This is a genomic window from Planktothricoides raciborskii GIHE-MW2, from assembly GCF_040564635.1.
Lineage (GTDB): Bacteria > Cyanobacteriota > Cyanobacteriia > Cyanobacteriales > Laspinemataceae > Planktothricoides > Planktothricoides raciborskii.
Genome location: NZ_CP159837.1, coordinates 1,337,825 through 1,360,412 on the forward strand (window position 1 = coordinate 1,337,825; position 22,588 = coordinate 1,360,412).

Genomic DNA, 22,588 nt, shown 5'->3' on the forward strand with positions numbered 1-22,588 from the left:
AGGTCTAGAAAAGGGGCACACACTGTCGCATAATCTTATTTGGTAATAACTGTAGAAAATTATCAAGGCAATGAAACGCTATAAATCGATTTTAGCCAGCATTCTGGCAGTGGTCATGGTGTTTTTGGTCAGTTGCGGCAGTCCCACCCCGACCAAACCTCCTGCTTATACTCCAGAAACTCTGGAGCAAATTAGCTCTTATGAATCTAAACTCCTGTCATTTCGCGATCGCATGACCGAGTTAGAAGGATTTATCGCCGCTAAAGATTGGGTCAATGTCCGCAGCTTGATTCACGGACCTCTGGGTTCTCTGCGTCAGGACATGAGCTATGTGAGCCGTCTGCTGCTACTGCCTTCGGAACAAAAAACTGCTTTGGCAGAAGCCCGCGATATTTTCCGTCACCTAGAAGCGATCGATCAAGCGGCTGAAGCCCGAAACTATGCACTGGCACGGGATAACTATGCAGAAGCCCTAAAAGATTTCGATCGGTTCTTTACTTTGCTCCCGACTAGCTAGGTTTCCAGGTTAAGTGAGAAGTTGTGATACACTTCTCACTTTATTGTTTATGGGGAATAGATCAGATGAGCCATGTGGTTGTGATTGGCTGTGGGGTGGTAGGGGCAGCGATCGCATTTGAACTCAGCCGAGTGCCCGGTTTACAAGTCACGGCGATCGATCGCCAACATCCGGGACAAGGTGCCACCAGTGCCGCCCTAGGGGTTTTGATGGGAGCCATTAGCCAGAAGGTGAAAGGCAGGGCGTGGCAACTCCGACACCAAAGTATGCAGCGCTATGAAACCCTGATTCCTGAGTTGGAAGCTTTGACTCAGAAGAAAATTCCCTTCAACCGTCAGGGAATTCTCAAGCTTTGTTTTGCCGGTGAAAATATGTCCAAGTGGGAAGAATTGGCGCAGTTACGGGAAAGTCAAGGTCTGCCGTTAAAAATTCTCCATCCCGGTGAGGTTCGTTCGCAGTATCCGCAATTGGGAAATCTCGATACATTAATTGCGGCGGTATATTCCCCAAGCGATCGCCAAGTTCATCCCGTTCTCCTCACCCAAGCTTTAGTGGAGGCGGCCCAATGCCATGAGGTGAAATTTCAGTTTGATGTCACCGTTGAAGGCTTTAAAACCGTTGCCGGGGAGAATTCTACCCAGTCCGTGACTGTGGTTCAGACTAACCGGGGGGATTTAACCGCCGATTGGCTGGTGGTGGCGGCTGGGTTGGGTTCCACCCCGCTGACCGCTGAGTTGCAACAGCCTGTTTCCGTTACCCCGGTTCTGGGACAAGCCCTGCAATTACGTCTGAGTCATCCTTTGGGCAATCCTGACTGCCAGCCGGTGATTACTGGGGATGATGTACACATTGTCCCTTGTGTAGATTCTGGGTTAACGGAATCGATGGACTATTGGGTGGGGGCTACGGTGGAATTTCCCAGGGAATTTCCCCTCACGGCGATCGCCGCCGATGAAAGCCTGTTAGAAGAGGTGTGGCAACGAGCGATCGCCTTCTGTCCTGACTTGGCGAAGGCTACGATTGTGCGAAAATGGTCGGGTTTACGTCCCCGACCCCAGGAACAGTCAGCCCCCGTACTCGGCCCAATGCCCGGATATGATAATGTGCTGTTGGCCACAGGTCATTATCGCAATGGGGTGTTATTAGCCCCCGCCACGGCGATCGCTATTCGTGATGTGATCGTCGGGAAAATTTGATGGTTTTCCAGGGGTGGAAAAACTGGGTTTTTGTCATACTAATTTCAAAAATTATTGCTACTTATTGCTACAATACGTCCCCCCCCTTTTTTAAGGGGGGCTAGGGGGGATCGAGATGTAATGACATCGCCAACCATTAACGCCGAAATTGTTTAAAAATTTCTTGGGTATAAATATATTGGATTAAACTGAGAGAATGAAAAGAAACCCCGGTTTTTGCTTGACTCAAATGGGAGGTATCGCCATTTAATTCCATTTGCCATTGTTCTCCGGAACCAACCAGTTTAATTAAAGAACAAAGAGAGGAACGAATTTTCGCCCGATCCCCCACCAGTTTACGAGTCATATTCACCAAGCTGGCACCATGACTAATAATTAAAAGATTACCCGGAAATTCTTTACTTAAACGTTTAATCGTATCTCCCGCTCGTTTTTTGGCAACTGCCAGGGTTTCTGGGTAGCAAACAGGAACGCGATCGCGATAGTTAAGGTCAATGCGGGGAAACCGTTGGGCTAACATTTCTAAAGGCAAAAGTTCGGGCTTAATAGCACAAAAAGGAAAACTCAAACATTCAGCCGCCCCGGACTCTATTTTAATCGGTAAATTCAGCACTTCTGCCACATAATGGGCTGTTTGTACCGTCCGCAAAAATGGAGAAGCAAAAATATGGGCGATCGGTTCTAAAGCCAGCCGCTGCGCCAACTCTTGCGCTTGTTGAATACCATCCGCAGACAGTCCCGGATCAAACGGGCGATCGGCGGTTTTAATCCAATTAAAATCGACAAAATCTTCGCGATTTCCATGTCGGGCAATCCAAATTGTCTTAGTCATGCTTGTTGGTTGTTGGTTGTTAGTTGTTGGTTGTTAGTTGGGGAACGGGGAAATTTATAAGTGAAAAGTTAAAAGTTAAAAGTCGTAGGGGAGAATGGCCATTCGCCCGTACAAAAGTCGTAGGGGAGAATGGCCATTCGCCCGTACAAAAGTCGTAGGGGAGAATGGCCATTCGCCCGTACAAAAGTCGTAGGGGAGAATGGCCATTCGCCCGTACAAAAGTCGTAGGGGAGAATGGCCATTCGCCCGTACAAAAGTCGTAGGGGAGAATGGCCATTCGCCCGTACAAAAGTCGTAGGGGAGAATGGCCATTCGCCCGTACAAAAGTCGTAGGGGAGAATGGCCATATAGCCTGACGGCATGGGCTTCGCCTAACGCCCGTACAAGTTAAAAGTTAAAAGTGAAACGAAATATCACTATTCACTATTCACTATTCACTATTCACTATTCACTCTCTCCTCTGCTTCCCTGTTGCCTGTTCGATTGGCGGCTGCTCCCTGTTGGTTGTTGGTTTTTTGACCGTCAAAGGTCAAAAAAACTCTTTTACAAACGCTATTTTACCCTTCTCTAAAGCCCATTTTGAGTTGATAGACCCCTTCAGACATTCTCCGAGTCACATCAAAACCCATTTTTTCAAATAAATGCAACATCGGGCGATTTTCCAGGAGAACTTCCGCAGTAAATCCCAGTAAACCTTGTTTTTTAGCCAAATAGGTTAAATATTTCAAAAGTTCTGTACCTAGTCCTTGATGCTGATATTCATCTTGAATCACTAAAGCCACTTCTGCGCTATGGGCTTCAGGATCGATCGCATATTGACCAATGCCAATAATTTCCTCTTTTTGTTGGTCAGACAAAATGGCTAAAATCACCATTTCGTTAGTAAAATTAATCACCGCCAAATCCTGTAACATTTTGTGGGGCATATCTTTACGCATAGACATAAATCGCCGGGATAAACTCCGATCCGACAAGGAGTAAAAGAACTCTTTTAATAACGGTTCATCACTAATTTTCACCGGGCGTAAAAACACTTCTAAACCCGTTTCCGTGGTGCGATAAGTTTCCAGGTTTTCCGGGTATTCTCCGGGAGTTCCGGCAATGAAAGCTTGGTCTTTATAAATGAGGTTTAAGGCTTTGGCTTGTTCTATTAACCAAGGGCGGAATTTGGGATGGGCGATCGCAATTAATTTCATCGCCCGTTCGCGGATATTTTTGCCATGTAAATAAGCAATGCCATATTCCGTCACCACATAATGAACATCTCCTCGATTCAGGGTAATCCCTGCCCCTTCTTTTAAAAAAGGAACAATCCGGGAAATTGTGCCATTTTCCGCTGTGGATTCTAGGGTGAGAATCGTCTTACCATTGGGGGCTAAAATTGCCCCCCGCATAAAGTCAGCTTGCCCCCCAATACCACTATAAAAAATCTTACCCAAAGATTCAGCGGTGGCTTGTCCGGTGAGGTCAATTTCCAAGGCACTATTAATCGCCGTCATATTATGATGTTGAGCAATCACCAAAGGATTGTTCGTATAGTTGACGGTTCTAAATTGAATCGCTGGATTATCATTTATATAGTCATAACTTGACTTTTTTCCCATACAAAAAGAAGCGATAGTTTTCCCAGGATTAATCGTTTTTTTTGCATTGGTAATCACGCCTTTTTTGAGTAAATCCACCAGACCATCGGAAATTAACTCTGTATGCACTCCTAAGTCTTTTTTATCATCAAGATGAGCCATAATTTGATTGGGAATACTACCATAGCCGACCTGAATTGTATCTCCATCTTGAATCAGACTAGAAACATACTTACCAATCCGGCTAGTCATTTCCCCATCGGCATCGGCTTCTACACCATATTCTAAAATCGGTTCATCATGGTGAATGATAAAATCTACCTCATCAATATGAATAAATCCATCCCCATGAACGCGAGGCATAAGTGAGTTGATTTGCACAATCACTAAGGAGGCTGTTTCTGTCGCCGCTTTGACAATATCCACGCTAATTCCTAAACTCATATAGCCATGTCGATCAGGCAGAGAAGTTTGAATCAGGGAAACATCAATGGGCACTAAGCCCCGTTCAAATAATTCAGGAACTTTTGACAAGAAAACCGGGGTATAATCCGCCAGTCCTTTGTTGACCGCATTGCGGGTATTTTTGCCCAGAAAAAATGAATTATGGCGAAAATTGCGCTGATATTTTTCATCAGCGTATGGCGCTAGATCCAATGTCCAAACGTGGAGAACTTCTGTATCTACTAACTCTTTGGGGTGAGAAGATACATAGTTTGTCAGAGCATTTACGAGATATTGTGGGCAGCCGCAACCCGTGCCAATAAAGATGTGATCGCCTCGATGAATATGGCTAAAAATTTTTTCTTTCGAGGCAAACTTCTCCGCATATTTTTGCTTAATTTCATTCAAATAAGTTTCTGGTGAATTCATCGTGCAGGCTCCTATTCAGTGAACATCTGAAGTTAAATTTTTATATCTGGTTTATAGCGCTATGCTCAAGCTATTCTCAAAAAGACCTAAAAACCCCGATGGTTTTTATCATCATTGGGTGTTTGGATGTCACCAAAACTTCTGGCAGTCGCGGCTAGATATTAACATTCAATATATTCACATCATATTCACATCCCAGAAACACCCATGCTTATACTTCACAGGACTGAGAAACATCATCGATTATTCATTATCCATTCTCCATTATCCATTTTCTATTGTCAACTATCAACTATCAATTACAAAGTATCAATTATTGATTATCAATCATCAACTACCAGGTGTAATTCGCCGATGCTTTGTTTAAAAATTACAAGGCCCTGTTTGACCATTCGGACAAACGGTTAAATGATTGGTTTTAGTTTGGGATAAAATCGCTCCTTGAATTTTAGCCCCGGTTAATTTGGCGGCAGTTAAATCCGCCCCGGTTAAATCCGCCCCAGTTAAATCCGCATCGCGCAAATCCACCCCACTTAAATTAGCCCATTTCAGCTTGCTATTGCTCAAATTGGCCGCAATTAAGCTGGCAAAGGCTAAATTAAATCCAGATAGATTTAATCCACGTAATTGGCGATCGCGCTTCGGCGAGTTAACCAACTGCCAGTTGAGTAAATCTTCTCGATCCATTTTGGTGTTATTAACATCAATTTTACTATCTCGTAAATTAGCGCCAGTGAGATTAGCCCCGGTGAGATTTGCCCTGACTAAATTTGCCCCACTTAAATCCGCCGAATGTAAGTTAGCTTCGGTCAAATTCGCCCAATCTAAACTGGCATCTTGCAGTTTTGCCCCTTTTAAATTTGCTTGGCTTAAATTAACTCCATTTAAGTTGGCTTTGACTAAATAAGCATTCACCAAACTAGCCCCTTCTAGATTCGTATTCATCAGCTTCGTTTCCGTGAATTTGACCTCATCTAAGGTGGCGTTTTGTAAATTCACTTCGCTTAAATCTTGGTAGGATACATTTTGAAGATATCCTTGCTTTAAAACCCAAGATATAATCGGTTTGGCAACTCTGGGATCTCTGAAGGCAAAATATCCGGGACTGAGAAACAGTAAAATGACTAACAGATGAAGACAAGCTTTGAGATAGCTCGTGACAGCAAATCCCCCAGACTCCCTAGATTGTACCGCAGATTGTACCGCTTGATAATTTTGCAAGCTGTTCTGGAATTCCTGCAAGCGATTTTGTTCCCGTTCATTGGCTTCTAATTCCCACTGAGTTTGCGATAACCGACTTTGCAATTGGGTGAGTTCACTGTTGGCGCGTTCTAGTTCACTTTGCAGTCGATTTCTTTCTTCTAAACTCATCTCTAAACGGGAGGTGAGTCTGCGTCTTTCTAAGCGTTCTTCATTGAGTTCATATTGGAGTTGAGAATGCTGGTCTTTGAGTCGGCTGGATTCCGCTTGGGCTGTTTGGATTTGCGATCGCATATGGGATTGATTTTCTCGCATTTCCAACAAAGAAAAAGAAGTCTGCTCATCGATATTGGCTAATTTCGCCTTAGTTTCTTCTAATTCGCTTTGTAACTGCCAATAAGAAGTCGCAGCTTGTTGCAGTTGAGCCTGTAATTGGGTAATTTCGGCGGTAGATTCTTGCAAGGCGTTTTGATGCTTTTCTAACTCTGCTTGTAGGCGCGATCGCTCCTCATCAGCGGCTTGCAATTCTGTCAGTAAATTATTTCGCATTTCATCCGCTGACTGCACTTTCTCTTCTAATCGCCAGTAAGCGGTTGCTGCTTGTTTAATTTGTTCTTTTAACTCAAAAGAATTTTGTTCCGACTCGGTAAATTGATTCCGAGTTATTTCCAATTCATTCTCGATTTCGTGATAAGCAGTTTCGGCTTCTTTTAACAGTGCCTTCAAGTGATTTCTTTCTTTATTCACAGCTTTTAACTGTGATTGGGTTTTTTCTAACTCACTATGTATTTTCCAGTAAGCGGTTTCTGTTTTTTCAAACAAAGAATGTAACTCAGTCCGTTCTTGAGTGCATAATTTAAGCTGAGTTTTGGCTTGAGATAGTTCCAACTTAAGATTTGTCAGCTTTTGCACGGTTTCTGGATCAATTTCTGTGCTGCTGACTTTCGCTGATTTAGTTTGTAACTCATCCCAAACTTGCCGACTCCAAGCAAGTTGGACCCGTTCTTTGCGTAAAAAGCCTTCGGGAATGCGTCCCAAGGTCAAAGGATAAGGGGTTAAATCCCAACCACAGTTGGTACAGGTTGTGACTTCCCCCTCAGCGTATTTTGTCTGACAAATCGGACAATAAGCCACTACTGATCTCTCCGCAAATCTGAAATTCCGCAGAACTCCGATGAGTTCCTCCAGAAATTATGCCTTAGCAAGCGGCATTCATGCAAAAGACAGTACAGATCCTGGGGTGTTGAGAAGAAGAACCCCCATCAGCCTCCGGCTTTTTTGGCGGCTGGGCGCCCTGGGTTCTTCTGTTGACTTTTAAGGAATATAGCGTTGAGACTCAATCACTTTTTGGACTGTGGGGGGTACATTACTAAAGAAGTCATAGCCCGTTTTTGCCTCTACATCATCAACGGTGACAATGTAATTTTTCCAACTGGTACGCTTCACAGAATCGTCATTGGGCATCCAAACCGCGATCGTCTTAGTTTGGGCGGTGACATTTTTCGGATTACTCCCCGGAGGATCGAGGATTAATAAGACTTTCCAGTTGTATTTGGGAACCGTAATTTTGCCATTGGCGATGGTTTTAATTTTCCCGTGAGGACCCGCCACAATATATAGTTCTTTGCCCTGATCTACTAATCGCCGAGATTCTAACTCCAATTCTCGCCAAACTTCCCGATTCAAATCCGGCGCTTGTGGCAGCATATTCACCATGAGAAATGTGGCGCTATTTTCTTCGAGGGTACGAGTGCGATCGCCTGACGGAACAATATGTCCGCGATCGTAGCCCGTATTTGCATAGTCTTTAACGGTCACTTGATAAAAGTTGTCTGGCAAACTACTATCCGGGCGAAAATTATTTTGGCGATCGCTAGATCCTAACCAAGATTGATTTAGTTGCCAACTTACCCAATTAGCAGTTCCTAGATTGGCGTTGTAACTTAGGGCATATTCCGTTTTTTCCATTAAATAATTACTCAGATTTATGGAATTTGCCGTGGCATTACTCGGATTTCCCATTAACAAATGCTTCTTCCCAGAAAATACCTGTTTATCTTCACCAACATAACAAACCAGGCGATCGCCACTTCCTCGTTCATAAGCAGAACTCGCCCCACATTCCCGACCATCTTGCCGTCGATCATAAGGACATTCACAAGTGCCAATTTTTGGTGCGCGAATCGGTTTCATTTCTCCAGAAGGAGAAAATAACTGATTGCAGGCAATTATTAAAGGCACCAACAGTAAAATCAGTAATTTTTTCATCATCACTTTATCAGTCAGATCATCGCCGCAATGGGCAAACGCCCAGCGCCATTGATGACCAAATCTCGTCTAATGCTCAACTATCATAGAACACATAGAGCATTTTCGGGATCATCTCACTTTTTATGAAAAGAGAAAACAGAAAAGACGAGGAGGAAGAGGAGAGAGTGAATAGTGAATAGTGAGTAAAAATTTTTTTATTTGCTCTTGATTTTTTGAGATTCCTAAATTTATCTACAAAAATTAATTTAGCTTGTAGGTTTGGTTGAGATACGAAAACAAAAAAATACCCTATTATTGGATTATTTTGGGTTATTTCGCTTTGTTAAACCCTAAAGATGCAATTCATTGTCTACGCGGCGTCAAACCGCCAAAAATTACCTCGAATTTCTCGCGAAAACTTTAAAATTTATTATTAATTAAAAATAAAAATATTTTTATCTTTAAACCAAAACTTTTGTTCTTAAGTTTATTTTAATAAAATATCATAATATACTCTAAAAATAAAGTTTAAATTTTTATTGTTTTAATTAAATGAAAAAGCTTAATTTTAAATACTTATTTAAGTATGCAATATTCAAATTTTTTTCTAATTTTTTGCCGGATTTTTCCCAAGAAGTGAATAGGGAGAAACGGAGCGGGTTACTACGGATTTCGCCCCAATAATAGCGCCATCCCCCACTTGGACTCCGGGCATTAAAGTGGCACCATAGCCAATCCAAACATCATTACCAATTACCGTATCTCCTTTATCTGGCAAACTCTCTGGCATGGGATTTTCTCACCCATTGCCAAACACGGGAAAAGAATAATTAGTTAACCAATCTGTACAATGCCCCCATTCATAATAAATTTTACATTAGAGGCGATCGCGCAAAAAAAATTGGCCGATAATCATAAGTATAGTCGCCAACAATAATATTAAGATTCGTGATGATATTTTTCAGATAAACCAGCCTTGATACGGCATGGTATCTTTACTCTCTGGACATGGGCAGAGTAACATAAAATACATCAATAAATTTCTCTTCTCTATCTCTTCTCTAAATTTATCTAAATTTTTCTTTCAGGACTCAATCTCAAAACTGATGAGTGAAAGAACAAGTCAAAGTTAGCCGTAAGAAAAAATTTGTCAAAAAAATTTGTCAATTTTTTAGAGATGACTATAACCGCAAAAAATGATTAGTTTCGGTTGCGGTTTCTCCGACCACCCGCCCAAGGAGGTGGGCCTTCAGCAGGCCGAATTTGCAAAATTTCCCCATCCTCACGAGTAATGGTGAAGGCATCAAAATCATATCCTTCATATTCGCCCACCACCATCACTCGTTCCCCTTCGCGGAAGTTTAATTGATGATACCAAAGCGGGCCGGCATCCACAATCACTTGACCCGTCCCATCATCGAGAATAAACTCATTGCCCACCACCGAACGAATGACCCCAGAAATAGTCAATCCCTGATTTCGCTGCAAGTCGCGAATGGGAATTTGTGCCATGACGGGATTCATTCCTATGGCCAATATTGCTGAAGTAAAAGCTGAAGTAAAAATTGCGGTAATTCTTGGTTTCATAGTATTTTACATTGTTTTACAATGTTTTACCCGTAAGTTCGCATCTAATTTAGAAAACGAATATGACCGAAAAATGACCAAGTAAGAAAATCTAGGAAAGTCGCCGCATCAGGATTTGTCATCTTTTGGTCATAATCTGGATTTAGGCTTAATTTAAGTTCAGCAAAAAACCAATCTACCTAACGAGGAATCTTATTTTATGTCCTACCTCAAGTCTTCCAACTTACTCATGAGTTGTCTTTTAAGTGCCAAAGCCGGTTTTCTGTTAATCTCTCCCGTTGAAGCGGCGATCGGTGGGGCTTCACCACAAACCGCCCTGAATTCGCCGATAGAAGTAGAGGTGGTGAACCTGAAAGTAAATTCCAGCGATCGCACTGGGGATATGATGTTAGTGGCTGATGTTGATTACGATCAAACCCAGGATTACGATCAAACTCAAGATTCCGATCAAAATCAAGCCCGTAGAAATCGTCAAGCATAGGCGTCAAGCATAGGCGATCGCAATTTCTCGACCCCCCATCCCCCTGAAAAAGGGGGAATTTCTTGGCGTCCCGACTGGCGGTAAGATGCAAGTTTATCTGTTTATCAAAGTGTTTATAAAAATGTTTATGAAAGTTTTATCTTCTCTATTATATCCTTATTCAATTGATACTTTTTTTCAAGAAAACTGGACAAAACGGGCAGTATTAATTTCCGGAAATAATCGGGATAAATTCCAGCAGTTATTTACTTGGCAGCATCTCAACCACTTATTAAATTATCATCAAATTCCTTATCCCGATTTGCGATTTGCTCGCGATGGAGAATCCCTCCCAGCCGCTAAGACCGATCGCTGGTTAGAACTGCTTCAGCAAGGATCTACTTTAATTATTAATAGCGTTCATAGTCGGATTCCCGAATTAGAGAAATTGGTGGCTGATGTTCGCCAAGAAACAGGTTATCGCAGTCAGATTAATCTCTATTGTTCCCCAAGCTCAGAAAAAGGCTTTAATTGTCATTATGATACCCATGAAGTGCTGATTTTACAAATTGATGGTGAGAAAGAATGGTTTGTTTTTCCAGAGACGATCGCCTCTCCGATTTCTACCATGCGATCGGCAGAACAAATTCCCCCAGATGTGCCTCCTTATTTGCAATGTATTCTCAAACCAGGGGATGTTTTATATATTCCCAGGGGACATTGGCATTATGCGATCGCCTGTGGCAATTATGCGGAAGAAGAATATGCTCCTTCGCTGCATTTAACATTAGGAATTGACTGTCAAACGGGGTTAGATTGGATGACTTGGTTAGGACAAGAATTGCCGGAAAATACAGCATGGCGAGAAAATTTACCTGTGATTTCTCAGGGAGATAAAACAGCGGCCAAAGCTCATTTAGAACAGTTGCGCGATCGCCTGATTTCCTGGCTACAAACCCCAGAAGCGATCGACGGTTATCTGGATTATTTAGCATATTGCGATCGACCACAGCTACCATTTTCTTTTCCCCATCAACTCGGTAGCCAAATTTTTGCCCAAGGACTAGAAACCCGGTTTATTTGCTCTCAATTACATCCGGTACAAATTTCACCCAAAATTTTACCCACTGGAGAAAACCAAACTCAAATTATTATTGCCGCTAAACAAGCCACCATTAAAGGTTTGCCCACGGATTTAGTCAAAAAACTATTTCGTCCTGAAGGATTTACCCTGCTAGACTTAGCGGACTGGTCGCCATCTCTTGACCTAGAAACCGAAGTAATTCCCCTGTTAACTCGCTTAGTCACTCAGGGAATTTTATTGGTAGATGATTCTGCTTCTATTTCTGAATAAATTATAGATTAAATTTACTGTTTACTGCCGATACTAACCAACGACCAAACCCTCGGAGAAATAAGATTAACCCCGGACGATTTCCCGAAGGCGCGATCGCCAGTTCTAAAGCCTTTTTCATCGCCCCTTGTTTCTCAGGGAAATAAGCAGAAAAGCGTTCATAGCAATAATATAAATCCGGGGTATAACTTTGATCCACTTCCATCACTAACTCAAAGCCCGTTCGCACCATGCGTCGGGCAATCCAGCCACATTGTTTTTTCACCTCAGCGGAAAACCTTAAATTATGGGGTGGTAGTTGTGCTAAAATATCCAAAGTTTTGGCTAAATCATTTTCCCAAGTATAGGCATAGTTAACTAGGTAAAATCCGGGCTTAAACTGGGGCAAATTTAGCAAGTTTAAATTGCGATCATTTCCGGCAATTTTTAAGCTTTTGGTCTGGATAATTCCCGGCCAAATCGAATCATTTTCCTGAATAATTGGTAAATTCAAGAGAATCAACTCTACTTTTTTACAAAATAGATAGCGTTTTTTCATTTGGTCGGAAATATCCTTAGCTAAATTAAGATCGTCGTCAGTAATTTCCCCGGACAAAATCGCAAAACTATCTAAATCAGAAACTTGGATCATTGCCAAACCGCGAGGCACCGAACCGCGTAAATAAAGCCCTTGTAAACGACTTGACCAAACTTTCTCACAAGTTTCGCGCAATTCTGCCACTAAGTTTGTCCAGGGGGGCAATATTTTATCTTCATGGCAATCATTAACAATAAATCCTGCCGCATCTTTTTCTAAAAGTTTACCCCACGGTAAAATATTGGTGTTATTAGTCATTTTTTTTCAGGTTAATTAATAATTAATAATTAATAATTGATAATTGAGAATTGACAATTGATAATTCCCCCGATCCCCCACACCCCACACCCTACACCGATGGCTGCCCCACACCCTAAGATAAAGGCAAGGATATTTTAAAGGTTGAACCCTGATTTAGGGTACTGAATACTTCAATAATGCCCCCATGTAGTTGCACAATTTGCTGGGTAATAGCTAACCCTAAGCCAAAGCCTTTTTGATGGCGATCGCCCTTGGGATCGATGCGATAAAACCGTTCAAAAATATGAGCAATTTCCGTTTTGGGAATACCAATTCCCGTATCTTTTACCGCCACGATCGCCTGACAATTTTCGGTGAATAAACTTACTTCAATGATCCCACCAGGGGGAGTGTAGCGACAAGCATTATTTAACAAATTAGCGATCGCTTGCGGCAATAAACTTTTTTCACCATTGACCATAACGGCATCCTTAACCCCATCATATTTCAACTGTAATTGATGGGCTTCAGCTTCGGGGATTAAATCAGCCAATAAACTAGCTACCATTTCCGTTAAATTAATCTGCTGGAAAGATTCAGCAGACAGCCCCCCTTCATGGCGAGCCAAAAATAGTAATTGCCCCACTAATTTACTCATATTTTTCGCCAATTTAACGATTTTTTGCAAGCGGTTTCGGACAGCAGCTAAACTCTCTTCTAAATCCTCTGCATATGCTAATTTTTCTAAATCTGCTAATGCCATTAATCCTACTTGGGCATTACTCAAAACAGCGGCTAATGGGGTACGCAATTCGTGAGAAGCATTGGCGGTAAACCGCTGAAGTTGCTGGCAAACAACTTGTAACTGTTGATTACTAGCTTGTAAATTCAATTCTCGGTTGGCTAACTCTTTTTCTAGTTGGTAAAATAAGTGCATAGACAAATAAAAGCCGAGGAATCCCAATCCAGCCGCAATACATAAAATCGTCCAAGTCACTTGGCGATAAAAATTCTGGTGTTCTTGGCGTTGTTCTAATAATTTCTCTTCGTTTTCCGCGAAGCGATCGATTAATAATCTGGCTTCATCCATTGTAGCTTTCCCTTCTTCTAGCCATTCATACAGAGAAGCAGCGGGAACTAATAAATCCGTCCTGCCGCGAATTCTTTTCAGTTCGCTTTGTAGAGTTGATTTTTGGTAAAAAATCGCTAAATTTTCATTCGTAACATATTTAATATCTTGCAACAAGCGGGTTTGCTGTGGGTTGTCCGTGACTAGGTTTTCTAATTTTTTTAAAGAATCAGGGATAATTTTAAAAGCATTCTCATAAGGGTTTAAAAACTCCGGTCGTAGGGTCAAACCATAACCGCGCACCCCATTTTCTGCATCAATTAAAGCATTCAGTAATCTTTTAGTTTCTAACCGAACGTTTTGCGTATGTTGTACCCATTTTTCATCTTCCACTAGGCTGGCTTTTAACCACGCAAAAGCGGATAAAGCCGCAAACAGACAAGTGACCGGAATGGCAATAATTAGGGTTCCCCGAATCCGAATTGGCAGTTGATGCCACCAGGATATAAAAAATTTACTTTGGTTACTACTTTCCATAAATTAATGGGTAATTAATTCGTTTTAACACCTGATTTTAATCTTTAGTTGTTTTGGGGATTTTCCAGACGATAACCCATGCCATAAACAGTTTCTAGCCAGTGGTCTACTCCCAATTCTTGCAAACGCTTGCGAAGACGTTTAATGCGGGCTGCTACCGCATTACTTTCCGGTTCTTCGCCCCATTCCCACAGGGCTTGTTCTAGGCGATCCCGGCTGATAACTTTTCTCGGATTTCGCATAAAATATTCTAACATTTGAAAGTCCCGACTGGCTAATTTAATCTGATTTTCTCCTTTATTTAAATACATCGTATCTAGGTTCAAAGATAAATCGTTAAATTGGAGAATATCCCCAACCCAAAGAGGCGATCGCCGCCGCAATGCTCGCACCCGCGCTAACAATTCATCTAGATCGACGGGTTTCACCAAATAATCATCAGCCCCTGCATCTAAACCCTGCACTTTATCAGCCGTAGTATCTCTCGCAGTCAGCATTAAAATCGGGGCATTTTTTCCCGAATGGCGATAAAATTGACAGAGAAAAACCCCATCTTTTCCGGGTAACATCCAATCTAAAATTAATAAATCGTAATCTTTTTCTCCCATTAACCATTCCGCGTCTATCCCGTCGTTAACCGCATCCACAATATGTCCTGAACGAGTTAAAGCAAAATGTAGGGGTTCGAGTTGTTCTGGATCGTCTTCAACTAAGAGAATTCGCATGATTTCCACCACATTACCATCGCAAATTACTATCCCAAATTACCATTAAAGAGGGCAAAGATAAGCATTCAGGGATCGGGTATCAGCTTTTAAGGAATGTGCCTCTCCCTCAACTCTTACCCCTGACCCCTGACCGCTGAATGCTTACAATATGAATGCACCCCCTAGAAACCCGCTTGCTTAATTCTTGGTTAATTTTAACCTACCGTAAATTATGTTATATTTTCAGCATTTTTTAGGCATATTTTTTAGGCATATTTTAAGCATCGTCTAGCCCAATAAAAAATTATTTGTACTTAGCATTCCTGGGTTAAAATTATCCACAATTCCCAGCACTTGATTGCTCTGAGTCACTCGAATTGCGGTGCCTAATTCCATCGCTTCTAAACTGAGGTCAGCAAAGGTTAATCCTGGAGTTAATTGAATGCGGTCTAACCCGCTTTCAAAGTCAAGAATGCGATCGGCTGTCTGGAAATCAGCGGCAGCAGTTGCGGTAGATAAAACAAAGATATCATTTCCCGGCCCGCCGGTGAGAAAATCTTGTCCCATATCCCCACTCAGGATATCATTTCCTTCTCCTCCATCCAGAAAATCTGAATCTTTGCCACCGAAAAGGATATCATTTCCTAAATTACCAAATAGCATATCTTGGCCGCGATTCCCCGTAAGGGTATCATCATCTTTGCCGCCAAAGAGAATATCGTTACCGCTATTCCCAGTTAGCAAATCTTTGCCGCGATTCCCCGATATGATATCATTATTTTCACCGCCGAAGATATTATCATTTCCATCATTGCCATTGATGGTATTGGGATTAATTTCGTCGCCAAAAATCAAATCATGTTCCAGGGTTCCTTGTTGTCCGCTATTTAAATTCTGATTTTCCCAACTGAACGGCAGGGTGACTGGAGAATTGCTGCGAGTAATACTAATCGCATCAAAGTCTTCTAAATCATCGCGATCGCCCACCACCGTTACTTGGTCGCCAATATTTAAATTTAAACTATTCCAACTTCCGGCATTCGGTTCCACCCAAATTTGTCCGGTACTATCTTGGAGTAAAAATTCATCTTCCCGGAACCCAGCAACCGTCCCAGCAATTGTCACAATTACATCTTCTCTTACGGGTAATCCGCCGATATTTGTCGCCATAGTCTTGATTCCTCTTCGGGTTTTCCTCTTAGGGTTATTTTGTTCGTTGTTAGAATCTAAGATAGGCAAAGATTATGACCAAAAAATGACGCATCAAAAAAACTCTCAGCCCCCAACAAACCGAGTTTCTACTCGCAGCTTTGCACCTCATCCGTAAATTTACATAAAAACTCGATTTTTAAATCCGCTCCGTTCTATCTATGTCTCTGTGTTTCTATGGATCCAATCTATTCCCCATAATTATATACCATAATTATATAGCATTAACATTTTAGATGTGAAATAGGAATTTATGAAGCCTGAAAACCGGCAACAGGCATGGTCAATAATTTACTTTTGAATTTATTTTTTTAGGAATTAGCAGCACAGGTGAATTGGCTTGACATCTCAAATAAAAATGTTATATTTGGTTATAGGTAAAGATGCACAATATATTTGTCATTTTCCCGTATATCCTGCCCCCGCGTTTGGCGTCCCAGACCCGAAGTTTACTGATGCGGGGTTGGGCATTTAAGCAGCTTTCCCCAAGGTATTTGTTGGGTTTCGTGCCTTAACCCAACCTACTGTTGCTACTATCGATCTGCGGCTGAATTGTTCGTAACTTGTGTGAAACAAAATCCGGGCGATCGCGCGAGCGAAATTTATTTAGAACGGACTCAGCAACAGGTGAACGATGCTGAGTCAAAAAATCACCTTTGACATATTTGGATCAATTGCTCTACTTTATTTTCCAGATTTTGTTTATGAATCAGGCCATCGATCCAAGGGGATTCAATCTTGCTATAGCCAAATTTTGCACCGAGCAAGGCTCCGGCTACTGCGGCATTGGTATCAGCATCTCCACCTTCATTAATAATCCTTAAGATTCCTTCACGAAAGGTTTGTGCGTGTAATAATGCCCAAAATCCAGCCGCTAAAGTCTTGAGGGTATAGCCTATCTTAAATGATTCATAGTGATTTAGTCCTTCATCTAAACGGAGCATTTCTAGGGAGGATTCTTTCGCTTGTTTAAAACAATCCTCGATCTCTGGATGAAATATCTTAACTTCATTGGCAATGCTATCAACCAAAGCCTCAATATTTGAGTTGCCTTGAATTAACTGACTAATGGCGAGGCATACTGCAATACATGAGGCAATACACCGAGGATCTGCATGGGTGATTTTACAGACCTGTTCTGCATTCCAGCGAACCTGCTGGAGGTTTTGGTATTGCCAAATCCCTAAGACTGATGTTCGCATTAATCCACCATTGGCAGCGGAATTTCGACCTTTTGATTCCCAGACTTGCTGGGCAACCTGATGGGGATTTTCTATAAAATCTGGGTCATGGACGACTCGATAAACAGTGCCACCGATGCCAAAACCATCCGTAACTGCCCACTGTTTGAACCGGGTTGCAATGTCTGTTAAATTAACTTGCTCACAGATGAGCAGACTATCAAGAATGCAGAGCATTTGATCCGTATCATCAGTCCAGTCTCCGGGTTGCCAGCGCCAATCATCCAGATCCTCAAATTGATTGGTAATTTTAGAAAAGAAGCGAATTTGAGCATAGTCAGTTAAGCCATCGGGATAAATAAAATTGACTTCAGATTTTGGCATAAATTCAGTGCCAAATCCAAGGGCATCCCCGATCGCCTGCCCGAATATCACTCCCCGAATTTTATCCGCTGCGATCGCATCCATACCTGATTACCTCATTACCTGATATAGCTCATCTATAGCATCATCTATAGCATTGCTAACCAGAAACCCGGAAGAAACCCGGTTTCTTGAAGAAAGAAGAAACCCGGTTTCGCCGAAGTTACCGGGTTTCTTTTCTATAACGAAACTAATTGATTCCCACACTTATAACAAAACTTGGAATTGGTGGGATTTTTGGTGCCGCAATTGGTGCAGAAAACATGGTTTTGCTGCGGGGTTTGATCCACTGGGGGGACAGGCTGAGAAATTTTCGGGGTTTCCTTAGATATCTCAATGGTTTTTTCCGGTGTTTTCTCAGTAGTAGTGGCCGTGACTGGCAGCTTATAACGAGTAATCACATTCTGGATAATTGTCGCTTCTCGCTTATAGATGAGGCTATCTTTACCTCCCTCTTTTTCTAGTTCTATTTGCCGCTGGTTTAAGTAAGCCATGAACTGCTGATATAACTGCTGCTTTTCTCGGTCACTGTCCGCTTGTTCAAGTTTAGCCTTGACTTGCCGTTCAATTTCTTCGCGATCGCCCCGACAAGCGAGCACTTCTAACACTTGCACTGCCTCTTCCCAGGTAGAGGCAATATCCACATTTTCTTCACCGATTACGGTTTTGCGAGTATAGCGAATTACCTTTTCTTTGGTACTGCGATTTTCTTCAACCCGTAATACTTTCAGCGATCGCGCTTCAACCACTAGCTGATAAATTTGGGGATTTTCGGGAAAAATATCCCAAAACGGGGGCTCTTTTTGGATATGAACTGGAATCGGTGGGTCTTTACTTTCCCCCCGTAATTGAGCCCGTTTTGCCTCAATAGTTTGGCCTTTCCAATCTTGATAAGACTGGCGCAACTCCCGCATCCCATCAATGCTACGCAGGGAAAAACCGCCGGTTTCTTGGACAAAAACCACGCGATGCCGTTCTGCTTCTCCCAAAGGAGTCACCGCATCTTTACTGCCTACTCGTTCTTCTAATAAGGGCAATAATTTAATTGCTGCGGGATCGACAGGATTGCGACCTCCGATAACCGCAACTTTGACATTTGTAGCCGGAGTAAATCCCGCATCTTTCCCAGACATTACCGCTTGATTGAGTAAAATTAATGGCTTAGACTTGCTGTAAGCAATGCCCAATTGGGTGCGAATTTCTCCCGGATCATTGTTAAAGATTTTGAAGATGCGATCGCACGCGGCTAACTCTTTTTTCAACCGGCTACTATTCGGCGCATCCGTAATCACTCGTTGACTTTTTTGAGTAATAATTTCGATAAAATCATCATCCTGCACATCCGCCAACTCTGGCAAATTAAACAGTCGCATCACCTCATTAGAAGTGCGATTTTGTTTCCACAACGGACTTGCTTCCGCCAAAGTTTGATCCGATAAATTGCGGCAAATGCCATCCATGCCGATATGATATTTACTCTTACTCCCTTCCGTAGACCCGGCATATTGTTCGACTAAATCCTGATACAAATCATTCAACTCTTGACGATCATAAAGCTTAATTCCATTAATAACTAAAGCATCCGCACTATCCGCTTGGGCATCCGCTAACTTTTGGAAATTATCCCGCCATTGGCGTAACTTTTGATTAAAGCGGGCTAACCGTCGTTCTAACTCATCCAAATGTTCTTGTAAACGGGCAATAACCTCCAAACCCAAAAACCGGGCTTTGCGTTGAATAGTCGCAATTAAACTGCCTTCTAAACCGCCCAAGGCAGATTGACAATATTCCTCCATTTTCGCTTGTTTAGTCAACCCAAACTTATCTTTAAAATGGGCAATATCTTGCAGGGCATCCTCATATTGTTTCTGGCGTTTTTCCTCATTGGGTTGCCAGACTTTCTCCGCTTCCCGGCGAAACTTTTCGGCTGAAGCTGTAAAAATTTGCCGCATAATGCTGATAAAACTATCGGCAAACTTTGGCCCTCGGTTGCGGTCTTCCAGAATCCGATAAAATTCTTCTTCTAAAGCCTTACGTCCTTGGATAATAGTCCGATTGCGATTATCGTACATCTTTTGCAAGAAATCCCCATGCAACCGTTCGTCGGGGCTTAATTCCCGCAAGTGATTTGAGCGATATTCCTCAACTTTTGGGCTTAAATAACCATCAACAAATTGCAGAATTTTGCCTTTTTCTGCCCCCATTACACCGCCAACTCCCTGCTGGGTACATTGCAATAAATTCTCCTTAGCGATTTCATTGCGAATACTGTTCACCCAACTGGAAATTTCTGCCAAATAAGACTTATCCCCAGCAGCAGATAAATCCATAATTAACTCTATATCCGTCAACCGCATTCGCTTGAGCAGATCGTTCTGAATTAACTCAAACATTTGCGGCGGTAATTGCACTGATTCATTTAGCCACCACCGGATAAAATCAGCCCCTAAACGACTGGCTAAAGATGTGCGAATTTGGGCGATGGGAATTTCTAGAGTAGATAAGCCAAAACTCATAAAGTTTTTCGGATAGCCTCGTCCCCCTGGATCCGCCGCAGCCCAGGCACCTTTAATATTATCCCGAATTGACCGTTTATGGGGGGCAAAGTCGGAGGTTAAATCAAGGAATATATTCTGGGCAATTAGTTCGCGAATTGCCTCCAGACCAAATTCACTTTCGCCGTTTTTGGTGCCCACTAAGTAGGTAAAATCAAAGGGCGGTAATTTCTGGCGAATTTCATCCATTAAGCTACTACTATATTGAGCCACATATTCGGTGCGATGGTCAGAGAAATAACTCAATTCCATCATCGCCGCATAACCATTCGCTAAGACGCGATCGCCCACATTAATCCCCGCAAAAGCCTCTGGAGTAGGGGCAATTCCTGTCACCAAAGGACTCGATTGACCCTTTAACCAATGGCGTACACAATAGCCCAGGTCAATCATCATCCCACTGCCCGTCCCCCCGGAAAGTGACCCGACCACAAACACATTTAAACTATTTGTCACCACCTTAATGCCGTACTTATCCAGCATAATATTTTCGTGACCTTTTACTCGTTCTGCGGCCTGATTAAATGCTTTTTGAATTTTGTGATAATTGCAGAAAAAAGCAAAGCGACCACAGCCACGAATTTGGCCAGCCCCAGCTTCAATGGCGCTGAGATTTCGTTCTAATTCCGTAGGAAACCACTGGGCAATCCAGGGATAATTTTGCATATTATCCATCATATCCCGGACTTGGCGACCACTCACACTTGCCCATAACTTTTCTGAATCTTTAAACGCAGAACCTGCCGCATTCGGACTGGTGACTTTATATTCTTTATCCGTATCGATGATTAGGAAGCTAATTAAGGGAAAATTATTCAAACTGCCATAAGTTTCCTCCACCAAGCGGCGGACTCTTGCCAGCACCTCATGTCCCGTACCCCCGACCCCAATTAACACCGTGGGCACCATACTTTTTTCTTCTACCGTAACTGCCATATTTTTCTCCTGTTTAATGACACTTGATTTTATTATATTTGTCGGTTGGGTTTCCTTCCTCAACCCAACCGACAATTGCTAACACACCCTAAATTCTACTACCTTGGTGCGTTACGGTGGACAATTAAGTTAACCCGTGAAACATTAATTTTTCGCCGCCTAACACACCCTACCTTCTCATATATGAACTGTTGAATTTAGCAAGCACCCGTAAAGGGTAAACCAAATAATCGCCAAACCACAATAATGGTTAAAATTGTCCAAAATAGGGCATTGCCTAAAGCCAGTTGACCGCTGAGGGTCATGTCTAAACCAATTAACCCTTGAAATAACCACCGATCTAATGGTAGCGTCAACATCCACATTAAGCAAATAAATGCTGCTCCTAACCAGAAAATTATCCAGCGCAGATTACTATTAAAGCGGGTAAACAAGTTTTCCGTAAATAAAGTGCTTAGTTGGCTGGCTTCTCCAGAGAGATAAATCCCTCGACTGCGAATGGTCGCCGTTTGCAGATCGGAGGAAACTATATTCCCTAAAACCACCGCATTAATTTTAACATTTTCCTTAATAGCCTGATCGACGATTTCTGGGTTTACGTCAACAATTCCATCGGTGACAATTAACAGTTCTCGACAATGCTTGAGAATGGTCTTGAGAGAGTTTACCCCTTCTTGAATGGCTAAATTCAGATTAGTTCCTCCCCCTAATTGTTTTTCTAGGCTAGGATTCTGTAATGCTTGGGTTAACTCATTGTCTACTTCCTGAGTCTTACTATTAAAAGATGTGGTTAATGGTTGGACGTTGCTGGCAAAAGCCAATATTTTGATTTTGTTTGGGTTTTTGAGTGCTTCGTTTTGCTGTAAATAGGATTTAATTGCCAGGATTTCTTGTTGTCGCACATAACCCGTGGTACTGCCACTCAGGTCAAGAGAAATTGCCACCGCTACCGGAGGTCTGCCCCAACTTAATAGCCAACCCAAGACAGCAATGATTAAACAGCCAATCATTAACATTAACGGAATTTGAAATAGAGGATATAGCCAGAGTTGACGACGCTGAAGCATGATAATTTAGTTATTAGTTATTAGTTATTAGTTGTTGGTTGTTAGTTGGTGGTTGTCAGAAACCGGGTTTCTTAAAGAAACCCGGTTTCTTTTACAGCGGTTTTCAGATTGGTCAACCAGAAATATCTGTAGGGGCGAAGCATTCCGGCAGATATTTGTGGTTGAAAACAGATATTTAATGCCGGAATGCTTCGCCCCTACCAATATCTGTGGTCTATTTAATATAAAATCGCTG

At 42.3% G+C, this 22,588-nt stretch carries 17 protein-coding genes and 1 pseudogene; 4 read left to right on the forward strand and 14 right to left on the reverse strand.

Going from position 1 to position 22,588, the window contains the following annotated elements:
- Positions 1-70 precede the first annotated feature (70 nt).
- Both psbQ and ABWT76_RS05625 read left to right on the forward strand, forming a co-directional pair.
- Positions 71-517: a photosystem II protein PsbQ gene (gene psbQ, locus ABWT76_RS05620; RefSeq protein WP_054465846.1), complete on the forward strand. Its 447-nt coding sequence runs from the start codon at positions 71-73 to the stop codon at positions 515-517.
- Between the two features lie 65 nt (positions 518-582).
- Positions 583-1,713, forward strand: a complete 1,131-nt coding sequence (locus ABWT76_RS05625; RefSeq protein WP_054465847.1) for an FAD-binding oxidoreductase — start codon at positions 583-585, stop codon at positions 1,711-1,713.
- 136 nt (positions 1,714-1,849) lie between these two features.
- Here ABWT76_RS05625 and ABWT76_RS05630 read toward each other — a convergent pair whose 3' ends face one another.
- The 7 genes and pseudogenes from ABWT76_RS05630 to ABWT76_RS05660 all read right to left on the reverse strand — a co-directional run bounded on the left by ABWT76_RS05630 (position 1,850) and on the right by ABWT76_RS05660 (position 10,038).
- A complete protein-coding gene (locus tag ABWT76_RS05630) occupies positions 1,850-2,545 on the reverse strand; it encodes a histidine phosphatase family protein (protein WP_354635777.1) in 696 nt (231 codons plus the stop codon).
- Between the two features lie 68 nt (positions 2,546-2,613).
- The gene (locus tag ABWT76_RS05635) at positions 2,614-2,907 is read right to left on the reverse strand and encodes a hypothetical protein (RefSeq protein WP_354635779.1); all 294 of its coding nucleotides are present in this window, start codon (positions 2,905-2,907) and stop codon (positions 2,614-2,616) included.
- Positions 2,908-3,102: 195 nt separating this feature from the next.
- The gene (locus tag ABWT76_RS05640) at positions 3,103-5,001 is read right to left on the reverse strand and encodes a bifunctional acetyl-CoA hydrolase/transferase family protein/GNAT family N-acetyltransferase (RefSeq protein WP_054465849.1); all 1,899 of its coding nucleotides are present in this window, start codon (positions 4,999-5,001) and stop codon (positions 3,103-3,105) included.
- Positions 5,002-5,364: 363 nt separating this feature from the next.
- Positions 5,365-7,335, reverse strand: a complete 1,971-nt coding sequence (locus ABWT76_RS05645) for a pentapeptide repeat-containing protein (RefSeq protein ID WP_054465850.1) — start codon at positions 7,333-7,335, stop codon at positions 5,365-5,367.
- Positions 7,336-7,515: 180 nt separating this feature from the next.
- Positions 7,516-8,472, reverse strand: coding sequence for a DNA/RNA non-specific endonuclease (locus ABWT76_RS05650; RefSeq protein ID WP_231636720.1), 957 nt, complete (start codon positions 8,470-8,472; stop codon positions 7,516-7,518).
- A 592-nt stretch (positions 8,473-9,064) separates the two neighbouring features.
- A pseudogene (locus tag ABWT76_RS05655) lies at positions 9,065-9,217 on the reverse strand (DapH/DapD/GlmU-related protein); the annotation flags it as partial.
- Between the two features lie 434 nt (positions 9,218-9,651).
- The gene (locus ABWT76_RS05660) at positions 9,652-10,038 is read right to left on the reverse strand and encodes an OB-fold nucleic acid binding domain-containing protein (RefSeq protein ID WP_054465852.1); all 387 of its coding nucleotides are present in this window, start codon (positions 10,036-10,038) and stop codon (positions 9,652-9,654) included.
- A 199-nt stretch (positions 10,039-10,237) separates the two neighbouring features.
- Between ABWT76_RS05660 and ABWT76_RS05665 the strand changes: the two genes are divergently transcribed.
- Together ABWT76_RS05665 and ABWT76_RS05670 are read left to right on the forward strand one after the other, a co-directional pair.
- On the forward strand, positions 10,238-10,519 hold the full coding sequence (locus ABWT76_RS05665) for a hypothetical protein (protein WP_054465853.1): 282 nt from the start codon (positions 10,238-10,240) through the stop codon (positions 10,517-10,519).
- A gap of 127 nt (positions 10,520-10,646) precedes the next feature.
- Positions 10,647-11,852: a JmjC domain-containing protein gene (locus ABWT76_RS05670; protein WP_354635780.1), complete on the forward strand. Its 1,206-nt coding sequence runs from the start codon at positions 10,647-10,649 to the stop codon at positions 11,850-11,852.
- A gap of 1 nt (position 11,853) precedes the next feature.
- Here the strand turns inward: ABWT76_RS05670 and ABWT76_RS05675 are convergent, their stop codons facing one another.
- From ABWT76_RS05675 to ABWT76_RS05705, 7 genes are all read right to left on the reverse strand, one after another.
- Entirely contained in the window at positions 11,854-12,687 is an 834-nt protein-coding gene (locus ABWT76_RS05675) for a hypothetical protein (RefSeq protein WP_190879095.1), read from the reverse strand.
- Between the two features lie 115 nt (positions 12,688-12,802).
- Positions 12,803-14,275: a CHASE3 domain-containing protein gene (locus ABWT76_RS05680; protein WP_190879093.1), complete on the reverse strand. Its 1,473-nt coding sequence runs from the start codon at positions 14,273-14,275 to the stop codon at positions 12,803-12,805.
- A gap of 44 nt (positions 14,276-14,319) precedes the next feature.
- Entirely contained in the window at positions 14,320-15,000 is a 681-nt protein-coding gene (rppA, locus tag ABWT76_RS05685; protein ID WP_054465856.1) for a two-component system response regulator RppA, read from the reverse strand.
- Positions 15,001-15,270: 270 nt separating this feature from the next.
- Positions 15,271-16,152: a calcium-binding protein gene (locus ABWT76_RS05690; protein ID WP_054465857.1), complete on the reverse strand. Its 882-nt coding sequence runs from the start codon at positions 16,150-16,152 to the stop codon at positions 15,271-15,273.
- Between the two features lie 689 nt (positions 16,153-16,841).
- Positions 16,842-17,840, reverse strand: a complete 999-nt coding sequence (locus tag ABWT76_RS05695; protein ID WP_054465858.1) for an ADP-ribosylglycohydrolase family protein — start codon at positions 17,838-17,840, stop codon at positions 16,842-16,844.
- A gap of 134 nt (positions 17,841-17,974) precedes the next feature.
- Entirely contained in the window at positions 17,975-21,286 is a 3,312-nt protein-coding gene (locus ABWT76_RS05700; RefSeq protein ID WP_354635782.1) for a tubulin-like doman-containing protein, read from the reverse strand.
- Between the two features lie 197 nt (positions 21,287-21,483).
- Complete coding sequence (locus tag ABWT76_RS05705; RefSeq protein WP_354635783.1) at positions 21,484-22,353, reverse strand: vWA domain-containing protein; 870 nt, start codon at positions 22,351-22,353, stop codon at positions 21,484-21,486.
- Between the last annotated feature and the right edge of the window lie 235 nt (positions 22,354-22,588).